13 protein-coding genes are annotated in these 14,485 nt (G+C 58.9%); 7 read left to right on the top strand and 6 right to left on the bottom strand.

Translation table 11 applies throughout. The annotated features are described in order from the left end of the window. Nucleotides 1-4 precede the first annotated feature (4 nt). The gene (locus HFD97_RS00975) at nucleotides 5-919 is read left to right on the top strand and encodes an SPFH domain-containing protein (protein WP_009091604.1); all 915 of its coding nucleotides are present in this window, start codon (nucleotides 5-7) and stop codon (nucleotides 917-919) included. Next, entirely contained in the window at nucleotides 919-1,365 is a 447-nt protein-coding gene (locus HFD97_RS00970; protein ID WP_167431152.1) for an NfeD family protein, read from the top strand. The genes HFD97_RS00975 and HFD97_RS00970 overlap by 1 nt, the downstream gene beginning before the upstream one ends. Here the strand turns inward: HFD97_RS00970 and cueR are convergent. Next, complete coding sequence (gene cueR, locus HFD97_RS00965) at nucleotides 1,353-1,757, bottom strand: Cu(I)-responsive transcriptional regulator (protein ID WP_009091609.1); 405 nt, start codon at nucleotides 1,755-1,757, stop codon at nucleotides 1,353-1,355. The genes HFD97_RS00970 and cueR overlap by 13 nt on opposite strands. Before the next feature lie 97 nt (nucleotides 1,758-1,854). On the opposite strand from cueR, the gene copA reads away from it, so the two are divergent. The 3 genes from copA to ybaK all read left to right on the top strand — a co-directional run bounded on the left by copA (nucleotide 1,855) and on the right by ybaK (nucleotide 5,898). After that, the gene (gene copA / locus HFD97_RS00960; protein WP_167431153.1) at nucleotides 1,855-4,368 is read left to right on the top strand and encodes a copper-exporting P-type ATPase CopA; all 2,514 of its coding nucleotides are present in this window, start codon (nucleotides 1,855-1,857) and stop codon (nucleotides 4,366-4,368) included. Between the two features lie 71 nt (nucleotides 4,369-4,439). Beyond that, complete coding sequence (locus HFD97_RS00955; protein ID WP_167431154.1) at nucleotides 4,440-5,243, top strand: TraB/GumN family protein; 804 nt, start codon at nucleotides 4,440-4,442, stop codon at nucleotides 5,241-5,243. Nucleotides 5,244-5,418: 175 nt separating this feature from the next. Continuing rightward, on the top strand, nucleotides 5,419-5,898 hold the full coding sequence (gene ybaK / locus HFD97_RS00950) for a Cys-tRNA(Pro)/Cys-tRNA(Cys) deacylase YbaK (RefSeq protein WP_167431155.1): 480 nt from the start codon (nucleotides 5,419-5,421) through the stop codon (nucleotides 5,896-5,898). Here the strand turns inward: ybaK and HFD97_RS00945 are convergent. Continuing rightward, nucleotides 5,895-6,764, bottom strand: a complete 870-nt coding sequence (locus HFD97_RS00945) for a LysR family transcriptional regulator (protein WP_009091617.1) — start codon at nucleotides 6,762-6,764, stop codon at nucleotides 5,895-5,897. The two genes, ybaK and HFD97_RS00945, sit on opposite strands and share 4 nt — an antisense overlap. A gap of 89 nt (nucleotides 6,765-6,853) precedes the next feature. Between HFD97_RS00945 and HFD97_RS00940 the strand changes: the two genes are divergently transcribed. After that, on the top strand, nucleotides 6,854-7,285 hold the full coding sequence (locus HFD97_RS00940) for a multidrug/biocide efflux PACE transporter (RefSeq protein WP_009091619.1): 432 nt from the start codon (nucleotides 6,854-6,856) through the stop codon (nucleotides 7,283-7,285). A gap of 34 nt (nucleotides 7,286-7,319) precedes the next feature. Here HFD97_RS00940 and ushA read toward each other — a convergent pair whose 3' ends face one another. Then, nucleotides 7,320-9,092, bottom strand: a complete 1,773-nt coding sequence (gene ushA, locus HFD97_RS00935) for a bifunctional UDP-sugar hydrolase/5'-nucleotidase UshA (RefSeq protein WP_167431156.1) — start codon at nucleotides 9,090-9,092, stop codon at nucleotides 7,320-7,322. Nucleotides 9,093-9,597: 505 nt separating this feature from the next. On the opposite strand from ushA, the gene ybaL reads away from it, so the two are divergent. After that, entirely contained in the window at nucleotides 9,598-11,292 is a 1,695-nt protein-coding gene (gene ybaL / locus HFD97_RS00930; RefSeq protein WP_009091623.1) for a YbaL family putative K(+) efflux transporter, read from the top strand. Between the two features lie 62 nt (nucleotides 11,293-11,354). Here ybaL and HFD97_RS00925 read toward each other — a convergent pair whose 3' ends face one another. From HFD97_RS00925 to adk, 3 genes are all read right to left on the bottom strand, one after another. Then, entirely contained in the window at nucleotides 11,355-12,656 is a 1,302-nt protein-coding gene (locus HFD97_RS00925; protein WP_009091626.1) for an inosine/guanosine kinase, read from the bottom strand. Nucleotides 12,657-12,713: 57 nt separating this feature from the next. Continuing rightward, complete coding sequence (gene hemH / locus HFD97_RS00920; RefSeq protein ID WP_058956355.1) at nucleotides 12,714-13,673, bottom strand: ferrochelatase; 960 nt, start codon at nucleotides 13,671-13,673, stop codon at nucleotides 12,714-12,716. Nucleotides 13,674-13,786: 113 nt separating this feature from the next. Further along, complete coding sequence (gene adk / locus HFD97_RS00915) at nucleotides 13,787-14,431, bottom strand: adenylate kinase (RefSeq protein ID WP_009091630.1); 645 nt, start codon at nucleotides 14,429-14,431, stop codon at nucleotides 13,787-13,789. Between the last annotated feature and the right edge of the window lie 54 nt (nucleotides 14,432-14,485).

The raw sequence follows: 14,485 nt of genomic DNA, 5'->3' as shown, positions 1-14,485 counted from the left end.
TTGTATGATTACAGTAATTCCTGCCCTGATTGTGCTGGCACTGGTGGCTGTCTGGGCGACAGTCAAGGTCGTGCCACAAGGTTTTCAATGGACGGTTGAACGTTTTGGACGTTATACCCGCACCCTGCAACCCGGACTGAGCCTGGTGGTGCCGTTCATGGATCGTGTCGGTCGCAGGATCAACATGATGGAACAGGTGCTGGATATCCCCTCCCAGGAGATCATCTCCAAAGACAATGCTAACGTCACCATTGATGCGGTCTGCTTTATTCAGGTCGTTGATCCGGCGCGCGCCGCCTATGAGGTCAGCAATCTTGAGCAGGCGATTCTGAACCTCACCATGACTAACATGCGCACCGTGCTGGGCAGCATGGAGCTGGATGAAATGCTCTCTCAGCGCGACAGCATTAACACCCGCCTGCTGCACATTGTGGATGAAGCGACCAATCCGTGGGGCGTCAAGATTACCCGTATAGAGATCCGCGATGTCCGTCCACCGCAGGAGCTGGTTGGCGCGATGAATGCGCAGATGAAAGCGGAGCGCACCAAACGCGCTGATATTCTGACCGCCGAAGGGGTGCGTCAGGCGGCTATCCTGCGGGCTGAAGGGGATAAGCAGTCGCAAATCCTCAAAGCCGAAGGGGAACGGACCTCGGCCTTCCTGCAGGCTGAAGCGCGTGAACGTCAGGCAGAAGCGGAAGCCAACGCCACGAAAATGGTCTCTGAAGCGATCGCCGCGGGCGACATTCAGGCCATCAACTATTTCGTCGCGCAGAAATATACCGATGCACTGCAGAAAATCGGCGAAGGGAATAACAGCAAAGTGGTGATGATGCCGCTGGATGCCAGCAGCCTGCTCGGTTCGATTGCGGGCATCGGCGAACTGCTGAAGGAAACCCGCACTGAGTCGAAACGCTGATGCTGGTCGATATCATTGCGCACCCGCACCGGTTCTGGCTGACGCTGGGAGGATTACTGCTGGCGGCGGAGATGCTGGGCACCAGCGGTTATCTGCTCTGGATCGGGCTGGCGGCGGTGCTGGTCGGAGTCTTTGAATGGTTTGTTCCGCTCAGCTGGACGGCACAGGGGGCAACGTTTGCTGTGCTGACGCTGGTCTGCGTCTTCTTATGGTATCGCTGGATGCGTCACCGCGAAGCGCATCAGGCTCCGAATGCGCTGAATCAGCGGGGTCGTCAGATGATCGGATCGACGCTGACGCTGGATACTGCCTTGCAGAATCGTACCGGACACGTGCGCATCGGAGACAGCAGCTGGCGGGTGGAGGCCGATCGGGATCTGCCGGCGGGAACTCCGGTGATCGTAGTCGGCATTGAAGGCATTACGCTGCGTATTCAGCCACGCTGAGCGCAGCACCCGGCCAGATTGTTGATAATCGGACATTCGGCGCTCTCATCGCCCGGACAGGCGTCTGCCAGTGCCAGCAGACGAGCCCGCATAGCGTGCAGCTCTTCAATGTGCGCGGCTATTTCTTCGGCTTTCTGCAGGGTTCGGGCTTTAACATCGGCACTGTGGCGCGAGGGATTATTAAACAGCGCCACCAGCTCACGGCACTCATCCAGCGTGAACCCCACCTGCCGCGCCTGACGTAACAGGTTCAGCTCATCAAGATGGTGTCCGCTGTAGCTGCGGTAACCATTTTCACTGCGCACTGGCGGCGTGACCACCCCCTTCTCTTCGTAAAAACGGATCGCCTTGCTGGTCAGCCCGGTCTTTTTCGCCACATCGCTGATGTTCATTTTCGTCCCCTTGACCTTCCCCTTGATGGAAGGTTTATGCTTAAGCATGAATCGAAACTGGCTTAACGGTCAAATATGTTCACCTGAGGAGCTGATTATGTCACATACCCTTTCCCTGGCCCTGGACGGCCTGTCCTGTGGACACTGCGTCAAACGCGTGAAAGAGGCACTGGAACAGCGCGACGACGTCGACCACGCGGAAGTCACGCTGCAGGAAGCCCAGGTTACCGGTCATGCGGAGGCCGCTGCGCTGATCGCCACCGTGGAGCAGGCAGGCTATCACGCGACGCTGAAACCGGCGGACACCTTCCCAAAGTCTGAACCGTTGACAGCATCGGAGCCGCCGCCGGAGGCGCTGACAACGGATAATGCCTCGCATCCGGCAGAAAAAACCGCTCCCACTCATGTGCTGCTGATCGACGGGATGAGCTGCGCCAGCTGTGTCAGCCGGGTAGAAAAAGCACTGCAGCAGGTTGCCGGCGTCACTCAGGCGCGGGTTAATCTCGGTGAACGCAGCGCGCTGGTGCTGGGTGATGCTGATCCGCAGTCGCTGGTGGCCGCTGTCGATGCCGCAGGCTATGGCGCGCAGGTGGTTGATGACGAACAGGAGCGGCGCGAAAAGCAGCAGCAGAGCGCCCGCAGCGCGATGCGCCGCTTTAGCTGGCAGGCGGCTGTCGCGCTGGCCTTTGGCGTGCCCCTGATGATCTGGGGCATGGTGGGCGACAACATGATGCTCACCGACAGCAACCACCGCCTCTGGCTGACGCTGGGCTGCCTGACCCTGCTGATCATGGTGCTTACCGGCAGCCATTTTTACCGCAGTGCCTGGCGCAGTCTGCGCAACGGCAGTGCCACCATGGATACGCTGGTGGCACTCGGCACCAGTGCGGCCTGGATCTACTCTTTCAGTGTGGTGCTCTGGCCGGGCTTCTTCCCGCCGCAGGCCCGCCATCTCTATTTTGAAGCCAGCGTCATGATTCTGGGCCTGATCAACCTGGGCCATGCCCTGGAGCAGCGCGCACGTCAGCGCTCGTCAGAAGCGCTGGAGCGCCTGCTCGATCTGACCCCGGCTCAGGCGCGCCAGGTCGGCGAACAGGGTGACCAGCTGATACCGGTCAGCGCGGTGCAACCCGGCATGCGGCTGCGTCTGGTCACGGGCGACCGGGTGCCGGTCGATGGCGACATCGCCAGCGGTGAAGGCTGGTTTGATGAGGCGATGCTGACCGGCGAAGCGGTGCCACAAAGTAAAAGCCCGGGTGCGGCGATTTTTGCCGGTACCCTGGTGCAGGATGGATCGGTGGAATTCGTCGCGAAAGCCACCGGCGAGCAGACGACCCTGTCGCGCATTATCCGGCTGGTGCGGCAGGCTCAGAGCAGTAAACCCGACGTGGGCCGGCTGGCCGATCGCATCTCTGCCATTTTTGTGCCGGTGGTGGTGGTGATTGCGCTTCTCAGCGCTGCCGTGTGGTATCTGTTCGGGCCACAGCCGCAGATTGCCTACACGCTGGTGATTGCGACGACGGTGCTGATTATCGCCTGCCCCTGCGCACTGGGACTGGCGACGCCGATGTCGATCATTGCCGGTGTGGGTCGCGCCGCTGAGCTGGGCGTGCTGGTTCGCGACGCCGATGCGCTGCAACGCGCCAGCCGGATCGACACCCTGGTATTTGATAAAACCGGCACCCTGACCGCGGGTACGCCGCAGGTCAGCGATGTTCAGGCCTGGGGCACAGCCAGCCGGGAATCGGTGATCGCAGCGGCCGCCGCGCTGGAGTTTGTCTCCGGGCATCCGCTGGCCAAAGCGATTGTGGCTGAAGCGAAACTGACACAGCCTCCTGCCGTTGCGCAATTTCGTACAATACGCGGCAAAGGTGTCAGCGGCATACTGGATGGCAGAACGCTGCTGCTGGGTAATGCGGCACTGATGCAGGAGAACGGCGTCGATTGCCGGATAGCGGAAGCAGAGATCGTGCGCCTGACGCAGCAGGGCGCCACCCCTGTGTTGCTGGCTGAACAGGGTGAGCTGGTCGGATTAATCGCGCTGCGCGACAGGCTGCGACCGGAAAGCCGGGCCGCCCTCCAGCGCCTGCATCAGCAGGGTTATCGTCTGATGATGCTGACCGGGGATCACGAGACGACCGCGCGCGCCATTGCTGCCGAAGCGGGCATTGACGAGGTTATTGCAGGCGTTCTGCCGGAAGGCAAAGCGGCAGCGATTACCCAGTTACAGCAGCAGGGGCATCGCGTGGCGATGGTCGGAGACGGTATCAATGACGCGCCCGCGCTGGCGCAGGCCGACGTGGGTATTGCCATGGGGGGCGGTAGTGATGTGGCGGTCGAAACCGCAGGGATTACCCTGATGCGCGCTGACCTTAACAGCGTGGCGGATGCGCTGGCCCTCTCATCGGCGACACTGCGCAATATCCGGCAGAACCTCTTCGGAGCCTTTGTTTATAACAGCATCGGTATTCCGGTGGCGGCAGGCGTGCTCTATCCGCTGACCGGCACGCTGCTCAGTCCGATTGTGGCCGGTGCGGCGATGGCGCTCTCCTCGATTACGGTGGTCAGCAATGCCAATCGCCTGCTGCGTTACCGGCCACCGCGCCCGTGATCGTCGTTCCGGCGCTGTTTTTCCCTCGCTGAAGTCGCTAGCATGGGGTTTTACATCGCAAAGGACCGGGAATGACAGGCAACCTCTGGCGCTCACTGCGCGGCTTTATCGGCCAGCTTTTCCCCGCCAGTTACCGCTGGCCGGCAATGGATGTCTGGCTTGGCGACCGTCAGCTGCATCTGGTTGGCAGCATCCACATGGGGACCCGCGACATGCAGCCGCTGCCCGCCCGCCTGTTGCGTCAGCTGCAGCAGGCTGATGCGCTGATTGTGGAAGCGGATATTACCCAAGGCGGCTCACCCTTTGATCACGCTGGCGATCGCCCTGCCCTCGCCTCCCGCCTCGATGACCAGGCGATGCAGAGGCTTAGCGCACTCTGTCAGGAGATAAGCCTGACGCTAAGCCAGTTTGATCATCTGCCTGCGTGGCAGGTGGCGCTGATGTTACAGGCACAGCAGGCGCAGAGGCTGGGATTACGGCCTGATTACGGCATTGATTATCAGCTGTTGCAGGCCGCGAAAGGTCTGAACAAACCGGTGATTGAGCTGGAAGGCGCCGATGCGCAGATCGCCCTGCTGACCGCGCTGCCCGATGACGGTATGGCCCTGTTACAGGATACGCTGCTGCACTGGCACACCAATGCCCGGCTGCTGCAGATGATGGTGAGCTGGTGGCTCGATACGCCACCCCGTCAGCCAGATATTACCCTGCCCTCCACGTTCAGTCAGACGCTGAACGATACCCTGATCGGTCAGCGTAATGCGCAGTGGTGTAAAAGCCTGCAGAGTCTGGCGGCGGGCAACTATGTGGTGGCGGTGGGGGCGCTGCACCTCTATGGCGAAGATAACCTGCCTGAGATGCTGAAGAGGCCCTGAAAAAAAAGAGAGCCGATAAGATTATCGGCTCGTCAAAGAGGAATTTGTTTATGATTTTGGTTATCGCTCAGCAACCGAATTGCTGGCGCGCGGCCAATTTTCACTCAAAGAACAAAATTCCGCCACCTTTTTCCATCATTAAGCGTAATAAGATTTTTCTGAGTAAGGAACCCGTATGACGCCCGCCGTAAAATTGCTGGAAAAACAGAAGGTCAGTTTTACCCTGCATCCCTATGAGCATGACAGCAACGAAACCCATTTTGGAGACGAAGCGGTGCGCAAGCTCAATCTGGATGCCCGCCAGGTCTATAAAACGCTGCTGGTCGCCCTTAACGGCGAGGCGAAGCAGCTGGCGGTGGCGATTACGCCGGTTTCGACGCAGCTGGATCTGAAGAAGGTGGCAAAGGCGCTGGGCGCAAAAAAAGCGGATATGGCCGACCCGCAGCTGGCACAGCGGGTCACCGGCTATCTGGTGGGGGGGATCAGCCCGCTGGGACAGAAAAAGCGGCTGCCTACCGTCATCGATCGCTCCGCCAGCGCGTTCAGCGCCATATTTATCTCCGGCGGCAAACGGGGGCTGGATATCGAACTGGCACCCGGCGATCTTTCACGACTGCTGGATGCGCCGTTTGCGGATATTGCCCGCCACGATTAAACCCGTGGCTGAGCGCAGAGCTGGTCGATCATCCAGCGCCCCGCCGGACCGGGTGGCGTGCGGCGTGACCAGACCACCTCAACAGCGATATGCTGCGGCCAGCCCGGCAGCGACAGCTCTTTCAACACGCCATGCCCGAATTGTTTCACCAGCCAGCGCGGCAGAATCGTCCAGCCAAATCCCTGTTCCGCCATCTCCAGCAGTAACAGATAGGTGGGCGCAGACCAGATACGCCCCATCGGTTTTGGCTGGTGCGCTTCAACCCAGGTGTTAAGCCGCAGATGCCGAACCGGCTCCAGCTGGCTTTCGCTGAGGATCTCCGCCTGTGCCAGCGGGTGATCGCGATGTAAAAAGATGGCCATCTGTGCTTCAACCTGCAGTCGCGCCACCGCGATATCCACCGGCAGATTGGGTTGCGCCCGCACAACGCCCAGATGGACCCGCCCGGCCTGCAGCAGGTCCAGCACGTCCTCATCTTCCGCAATCATGCACTCCAGTTCCAGCTCCGGGTAGCGGGCATCAAGCTGTTTCAGCAGCTGTTCATGATGATCGGTTTGCCAGAAATCGGACATGGCAAAACTGAGACGGGGCTCAACCCCCTGCGACAGGCGTATTGCCAGCGCATCCAGCCGTTCACTGGCGGCCAGAATCTGCTGAACCTGAGGCAGCACGCGGTGCCCCTGTTCGGTCAGGATGGGCTGACGACCGGCACGGTCAAACAGCGCAAAGCCGAGGTCGTCTTCTAAACTGGCCACCGCTGCACTGATGGTGGACTGGCTTTTGCCCAGCGCGCGCGCAGCCGCAGAAAAGGAGCCGCTCGCCACCGTCTGCATAAAAGCCTCAAGGGATTCCGGGGAGTATCGCATTCGTTCCATCGCTTTTTCCGATAGGTGTTCATTTTATCTTAGCATTCTGCGATGGGAAAATGCGCCGCATGATTGAAGGAGAAAACACAATGCGTACCCGCTCACTTAAAGAACGTATTCTTCATGCCGTCTGTTTTGAGACGCTGGCGATTCTGACCGTTTCGCCGCTGGCGGCCTGGGTGATGAATAAACCGCTGTTTCAGATGGGATCGCTGGCGATTATGCTTTCAACCGCGGCGATGCTGTGGAACATGATCTACAACGCCGGGTTTGATCGGATCTATGCGCCGGGCGAGAAACGCGGGCCTGTCGTGCGTGCCGTTCATGCGCTGGGATTTGAAGGTGGCTTTATCCTGATTGGTCTGCCGATTGCCGCCCTGATGCTGGATATTACCCTGTGGCAGGCGTTTCTGGTGGAAGTGGCCTTTTTCCTCTTCTTCCTGCCGTTTACCCTCGCTTATAACTGGGGCTGGGACCAGCTGCGCGCCCGCTGGATCAGGCGTCGCCACTGCCGGGCATGAGAAAATCGGGAGGCGCAGACGCCTCCCGGTGCGTTCAATGCGTGCGGGCTGTTTCGTTCCCCCACGGCCAGATCCACGCCAGAATCATTTTCGGGTAGTTACGCTTACGCGCTTTTTCGGCCGCCTCATCCCGCGCCCGGATCTGCTCATCGGTCAGATGTACGATCTGGCCTTTGGGCTGATAGTCACTGGCTTTAAGCGGCGAATGGGCGTGAATCCACTCACGCAGTACCTGCGCATCCACCGCTCCGCTGTTGCGATAGCCCGCGTGGTTATCCAGACGCGGATAACCGTCGCCGCCTGCCGCATTAAAGCTGTTGGTCGCCATACGATAGTGCTGCGTCTCCTGCAGCGGCTTGCCGTTGATCATGACGTCGCTGACCTGCTTTCCATCCGCGGTCAGGCTGATCCCGGCAAACTGGGCGTAGCCCCCCGTGTCCGGCTGAATATTGGCAACCACATCCAGATATTTTTTGATCTCCGCGCCGGTCAGACTGACAGAGACCACCTGATTGCCAAACGGCTGAACCTGCAGCAGATCGCGCCAGCTGAGCTTGCCCGATTTCAGCGAGGTGCGAATGCCGCCACCACTCATCACGGCAAAATCCGCCTGCGTGTGCGCCATCTGGGCACCCAGAATCAGCTGGCCGAGGTTGGTCTGCTCAAAGCGAACCTGCTCTTTTTCACCGCTGAACTCGCCGTCGGCGCTGCCGACATTGACGGTTAACTTCGCCTCCGCCCGCTTCTGGAACGGCATCAGCAGTTTCATCATCGCGCTGTTTTTAGGGATCTCTTCCTGCCAGGTGAGCCAGGTTTCGCTGCCATCGGCGTTTTTCACCCGGTGTTTAAGATTCACCGGCACCAGCTGATACGCCTCCAGCGTCACCTGACCGTTGCGGAAGGTAAAATCGCCGCGTCCGACATATCTGCCCCACTTGTCGGCCTGCATAATCCAGATGCCATTTTGCTTATCAGGCTGGCATGGCTGGCCAGGCTGATAATTTTTCACGCTGACGTTCTCTTTTTCCATACAGACGGCGTCATGTGAATGCCCGCCGACAATCAGATTGATTGTCCCGGCGGGCAGGCTGCGTGCCAGGGTGACATCGTCAATGCCGTTGCTGCCATGGTTGCCATCGTCATAGTGACCAAGATGGGTCAGCGCGATAATCACATCCGGCTTCTCTGTGGCGCGCAGTTCGGCCACCGCCTTCACGGCTTCAGCAATCGGATCGCGGAAGTCGGTATCTTTCAGTCCTTCAGGGTTAGCCAGCTTCGCCGTGTCAGGCGTGATCAGCCCGACAACCGCGATTTTCAGTCCAAGACGGTTAAAGACCGCCCAGGGTTTAAACATCCGCTGACCGGTGCTTTTCTGATAGACGTTGGCAGCCAGCAGCGGGAAGCGCGCCCACTTCTCCTGCTTGCGCAGCACCGCAATCGGCTTATCAAACTCATGATTTCCCAGCGCCATGGCGTCATAACCAATCAGGTTCATCGCCCGAAAATCAGGTTCTGCATCCAGCTCGTCAGACTCCGGCACCCCGGTGTTCACATCCCCGGCGGAGAGGATCAGTGCGCCGCCGCCTCTGGCCTGCACGTCATAGCGCATCGTGTCCATCAGCGTTTTCTGTGCCGCCAGACCATACTCGCCCTGTTCATTGAACCAGAAATGGCCATGCTCATCGTTTGTGTGCAGCACGCTGAAGCGATAGCTGCGATCGGCCTGGGCGGCCTGTGAAAACAGCGGAAACAGCGCCACCAGCAGCGCGATCCCCGCCCCTGTCCATCTTGAAAACACCACTGACATTCTCCTTAATTTTCCCCTGGCCCGAATTCCCGGCCGCATTGCCCCACTGTGTCGCACATTCTCCCGGCGAACTCAAGGCCAATGCGCATCACGCCAGCTGCCCCGGTCCGCGCAATGCCGCCAGCAGAACCGGGGGCGGGCACCGTATCGCAGGCTCCCTGTCTGCCAGCGTCACCTCAACCGCCAGTTCGCTCTATTGTTAACTGATTGTTTACTCCTGCAAAAAGAGGGGCTGGCGGGCTTTAGCCGCTCTGAGAGGCCATTTACCGGCTATTTGCGTCATACTCCCGGCATTTACTCATGATAATTTTTATTTATCCTGCTCTGTCTGAACCGCAAACTCAGCCAGTATTGCCGATAATGAGCAGAAATGGCCTTCCGATTGTGTAATTGGCTTTTTTTCCGGTTTTTTTACGCTATTCCCGCAAATTGCTCAGCGGAAGGTGTGATTTTACATTAAACTCGTTTGTTACAAGCGGATACATTTGCATACAAGGAGACAGGCATGCATCACACCACCCCGTTGATCACTACCATTGTCGGAGCGCTGGTTCTGGCATTTCTCCTTGGGATGCTGGCGAATCGCCTGCGTATCTCCCCGCTGGTCGGTTACCTGATGGCCGGCGTGCTGGCCGGCCCCTTTACCCCTGGTTTCGTTGCCGATACCAATCTGGCCCCTGAACTGGCTGAACTTGGCGTTATCCTGCTGATGTTCGGTGTCGGCCTGCACTTCTCAATGAAAGATCTCATGTCGGTAAAGTCGATCGCCATTCCCGGTGCCATCGCGCAGATCGCCGTCGCGACCTTACTGGGAATGGGATTGTCCTGGACGCTGGGCTGGTCATGGATGACCGGCCTGGTCTTTGGCCTCTGCCTCTCTACCGCCAGTACCGTGGTGTTGCTGCGCGCGTTAGAGGAGCGGCAGCTAATCGATAGCCAGCGCGGGCAGATTGCGATTGGCTGGCTGATTGTTGAAGATCTGGTAATGGTGCTGACGCTGGTGCTGCTGCCTGCGATTGCCGGCATGATGGAACAGGGCAACGCCAGCGCCGGCCTGCTGGCCTGGGATCTGCTGTGGACCATCGGCAAAGTGGCGGCCTTTATGGTGCTGATGATGGTCGTGGGACGCCGGGCTGTGCCCTGGATCCTCGCCCGCAGCGCGGCGACCGGTTCACGTGAACTCTTCACCCTGGCCGTGTTAGCCCTGGCGCTGGGTATCGCGTTTGGCGCGGTTGAATTTTTCGATGTCTCGTTTGCGCTGGGTGCGTTTTTCGCCGGTATGGTGCTCAACGAGTCCGAACTGAGCCACCGCGCGGCACGCGATACCCTGCCGCTGCGCGATGCCTTTGCGGTGCTGTTCTTCGTCTCGGTGGGGATGCTGTTTGACCCTTCCATTCTGGTAACGCAGCCGCTGGCCGTGCTGGGTGCGCTGGTGATTATTGTGGTCGGCAAGTCAGTCGCCGCCTGGCTGCTGGTGTCACTGCTCGGCCATTCGCGTCGCACGGCGCTGACCATTTCGGTCAGTCTGGCGCAGATCGGTGAGTTCGCCTTTATCCTGGCGGGTCTGGGTATCTCACTCGGCCTGCTCAGCGATGAGGGGCGCAACCTGGTGCTGGCCGCCGCTATTCTGTCGATTATGCTCAACCCGATTCTGTTTACCCTGCTGGAGCGTTTTCTGGCGAAAACCGAAACCATGGAAGAGCAGACGCTGGAAGAGGCCATCGAAGAAGAGAAGCAGATTCCGGTCGATTTCTGCAATCACGCGGTGATTGTTGGTTATGGCCGGGTGGGCAGCCTGATTGGTCAGAAGCTGCTGGAGGCGAATGTGCCACTGGTGGTGGTTGAAAACTCCCGTCCGCGGGTCGAAGCGCTGCGCGAGCAGGGTATCAAAGCGGTGCTGGGCAACGCGGCCCGCGCTGAAACCATGGAACTGGCACGACTGGACTGCGCCCGCTGGCTGTTACTCACGATCCCGAATGGCTATGAGGCGGGTGAAGTGGTCACCGCCGCGCGTGAAAAACACCAGAACATTGAGATTATCGCCCGCGCCCACTACGACGATGAAGTGGAATACATCATGGAACGCGGGGCATCGCGCGTCGTGATGGGTGAGCGTGAAATCGCCAGCAGCATGCTGCAGATCCTGCAGGATGAGATGACGCAGGGCGAGGATTTACAGCCCTGTGATGTAGTGCGCTGATTGCTGCTCATGAAGGCCCTGCTGTTCAGAAGGGCCTTTTTTATATCCTGTCGCGACCCGCTTTACCGATCCCAGTAGGACTCTTCCAGGCTGTCCTCGCGTTCCGGCAGTCCGCGGGTTAAACGCGGCGAATGCTGGTTCAGCACCTGATAGCTGACACGGTTGGCGTACTTACACACCTGCGCCAGCGACGAGTAGGTCAGATAAGGACGCGCATGTTTACTGGAGTTGGGTACGTTCAGACTGTGATAGGTGTTGGCGGTAATATCATGCAGTAACGCCGCCAGCGCCCCATCCCCCGCGCCATTGGTGTTCATGATCTTCTCCGGGCCGCCCATATAAGGCGCGATATGCGAGAAGACACGCAGCGGCTGCTGGCAATCCTGCTGGCGCATCACCCGGCTGAACTCATACTGATTGAACTCCGCAATCGCGCCCGGCAGCAGCGGATGGTTGGTTTTGCGTTTAAACTCTTCCTCGGTGTACCCCGCCATATAGAGCCCGATTGGGCCAGCGGTACAGAGCACCAGATCCACCCACTCCAGCGCCATATCCGCGGCGAGAAGCGGATCGGACTCTCCGGTCAGCGCCAGCGCTTCTTCTTCATTCATCGCCACGATGCTGACATGGTCACGCAGGAAGTCACGCCAGAACTGAGGGTTGTCGCCAATCACATGTTTGGTGCCCAGCGTCAGCACCACCGGCACATGATGGCGTTTGGCATACTCAATCGCGCGCAGCGTTGCCTGCGGCATCGGCTCACCCTCGGCACAGCGCACCAGATAGGACGTGAGAACCAGCGCCGAGGCCCCGGCAATTACGTCTTCCGGCACACTATCCGGATGAAGCTGATTCATCTGACCGGGGCTGATAGCAAAGGTGCGCTCGCCATGCTCGCCAATCAGCGTGAAGCAGCGACCGATCGCGCCATCCACTCCCTGAAGGAAGTTGAGATCTACCCGGCTTGAGGTGTTGCAGAGATAGCGATAGGCGTAGCCGCCAATCTGGATGTTGTTACACATCACGCCCAGCAGGACCGAGCGATCATCGGCCAGCACCGAAAAGTTATGCAGCGTGTTACCGATGGTGCCACCGGCAAACTGATGGGTGATGAGCCCGTCACGCATCAGCTCGCTGTACAGCGCTTCCGCGACAGCATTGTCGATGACCAGTGAGTGCCCGGCACTCAGGCCGTATCGTGACAGAAAAGCGTCATCGACTTTTGCTTCGATATCCACCAGCGTCTGGTCGATACCCACCACCCAGCTGCCCGCATCAACGTCGGTCTGAGTCGGCTGTAACAGGGGATCGCGTGCGCTGACGGGAAAGTAGTGTTTAGATTTGCGTTTGCCGGGAAATTTCATCGGGAGTGCCGTCTGGAAAAACAGGCGGAGAATGATATCACACTCTCCGCCTCTGCTTTAACGACGTGCGTTGACCAGTTGCACCATCATGTCGATGTGCGCGTCATCGGCGTTCAGTGCGGGAATGTACTCAAACTTCTCGCCGCCGGCGTGCATGAAGATTTCGCAGTTTTCACCACTGATCTCCTCCAGCGTCTCCAGGCAGTCTGACGAGAAGCCCGGACTCATCACCTGAACATGTTTAATCCCCTTCGCAGGCAGGCTTTCCATCGTTTTGTCGGTGTAGGGCATCAGCCAGGGCTCACGGCCAAAACGCGACTGGAAGGTCATCATGTACTGATCCTCACGCAGGCCGAGCGCTTTCACCAGGGCCGCTGTGGTATCCGCGCAGCGCTGCGGATAGTCATCACCTTCGTTGGCAAAGCGCTGCGGAATGCCGTGGAAGGATAACACCAGCAGATCGGGCTGACCGTGCCGCGCAAAGGATTGCTCGACAGAGGCTTTCAGCGCGGCGATATAGGCCGGATGCTCGGCGTAGTCGCGGATAAACTGCACCTCAGGCAATGAGCGATACGCTCTGAAGACGCTGGTCAGGCCATCCCACACCGCCGCCACGGTGGAGCAGGAGAATTGCGGATAGAGCGGCAGCACAATCAGGCGGGTCACGCCCTGCGCCATCAGCTTATCCACGGCGCTTTTCAGGCTGGGATTGCCGTAGCTCATACCCAGTTCAACCGGCATATCGACGCGGGCCGCCAGGGCGTCGCGCTGACGCTGGCTATAGACCAGCAACGGCGATCCCCCTTCCATCCAGACCGAAGCGTAGAGCTTCGATACACGCGGTGAGCGAAACGGCAGAATGACGGCATTGAGAACCGGCCACCAGAGCCAGCGCGGCGCATCGACCACGCGAGGATCGCTTAAAAACTGTTTCAGATAACGTTTAACAGCAGGTGTGGTAGGGGCGTCTGGCGTACCTAAATTAACCAGTAACACGCCGGGCTTATCTTGCCTCATTGGAGTTCCTTGATAACAACGGGGATGCGTGAAAACAGGGAAATTGTAGCGGAATTAGTGGGAGGTAAAAGCAATTACTGCAAAAGGGGCCGGTAATCCCGGCCCCGGTGAGCTTAGCCCAGAATCTTAGCCAGCTCAGCACTCACTTCGGACACCTTACGGGTGCCGTCGATTTTGTGATAGGCGGTGTTGCCCGCTTCCGCTTCTTTGCTGTAGTAAGCAATCAGCGGCGCGGTCATCTCATGGTATTCCACCAGACGCTTACGCACGGTCTCTTCCTGATCGTCTTTGCGCGTGGTGAGCTCTTCACCGGTCACATCATCTTTGCCTTCCACTTTCGGTGGATTGAAGGTGACGTGATAGACGCGGCCTGACGGCGCATGCACGCGACGACCTACGATACGTTCGACGATCAGTTCGTCCGGTACAGCGAACTCCAGCACGTGATCAACGGTGATCCCGGCTTCTTTCATTGCATCCGCCTGAGGAATGGTGCGCGGGAAACCGTCCAGCAGGAAACCGTTTTTGCAATCTTCCTGGGTGATACGCTCTTTAACCAGCGCAATCACCAGCTCATCGGTCACCAGTTTGCCAGCATCCATGATGGCTTTCGCCTGGTTGCCCAACTCGCTGCCTGCTTTCACTGCTGCACGCAACATGTCGCCAGTGGAGATTTGCGGAATGCCGTACTTCTCCATGATGAATTGGGCCTGAGTCCCCTTACCTGCGCCCGGAGCTCCGAGCAGAATAATACGCATTGCGTAAATCCCCTTGCGAATCGCATTGATCTATCTTGAAGGCGAAGAACATAC

It is taken from the genome of Pantoea sp. EKM103V, assembly GCF_011800365.1.
In the GTDB taxonomy this organism is placed as follows: Bacteria; Pseudomonadota; Gammaproteobacteria; order Enterobacterales; family Enterobacteriaceae; genus Pantoea; species Pantoea anthophila.
This window is presented reverse-complemented; position numbering and strand designations above follow the sequence as displayed.

What these genes read in the sequence shown, in the direction of transcription:
- HFD97_RS00975 (WP_009091604.1), top strand. Translation starts at nt 5, where the DNA reads ATGATTACAGTAATTCCTGCCCTGATTGTGCTGGCACTGGTGGCTGTC.
- HFD97_RS00970 (WP_167431152.1), top strand. Translation starts at nt 919, where the DNA reads ATGCTGGTCGATATCATTGCGCACCCGCACCGGTTCTGGCTGACGCTG.
- cueR (WP_009091609.1), bottom strand. Translation starts at nt 1,757, where the DNA reads ATGAACATCAGCGATGTGGCGAAAAAGACCGGGCTGACCAGCAAGGCG.
- copA (WP_167431153.1), top strand. Translation starts at nt 1,855, where the DNA reads ATGTCACATACCCTTTCCCTGGCCCTGGACGGCCTGTCCTGTGGACAC.
- HFD97_RS00955 (WP_167431154.1), top strand. Translation starts at nt 4,440, where the DNA reads ATGACAGGCAACCTCTGGCGCTCACTGCGCGGCTTTATCGGCCAGCTT.
- ybaK (WP_167431155.1), top strand. Translation starts at nt 5,419, where the DNA reads ATGACGCCCGCCGTAAAATTGCTGGAAAAACAGAAGGTCAGTTTTACC.
- HFD97_RS00945 (WP_009091617.1), bottom strand. Translation starts at nt 6,764, where the DNA reads ATGCGATACTCCCCGGAATCCCTTGAGGCTTTTATGCAGACGGTGGCG.
- HFD97_RS00940 (WP_009091619.1), top strand. Translation starts at nt 6,854, where the DNA reads ATGCGTACCCGCTCACTTAAAGAACGTATTCTTCATGCCGTCTGTTTT.
- ushA (WP_167431156.1), bottom strand. Translation starts at nt 9,092, where the DNA reads ATGTCAGTGGTGTTTTCAAGATGGACAGGGGCGGGGATCGCGCTGCTG.
- ybaL (WP_009091623.1), top strand. Translation starts at nt 9,598, where the DNA reads ATGCATCACACCACCCCGTTGATCACTACCATTGTCGGAGCGCTGGTT.
- HFD97_RS00925 (WP_009091626.1), bottom strand. Translation starts at nt 12,656, where the DNA reads ATGAAATTTCCCGGCAAACGCAAATCTAAACACTACTTTCCCGTCAGC.
- hemH (WP_058956355.1), bottom strand. Translation starts at nt 13,673, where the DNA reads ATGAGGCAAGATAAGCCCGGCGTGTTACTGGTTAATTTAGGTACGCCA.
- adk (WP_009091630.1), bottom strand. Translation starts at nt 14,431, where the DNA reads ATGCGTATTATTCTGCTCGGAGCTCCGGGCGCAGGTAAGGGGACTCAG.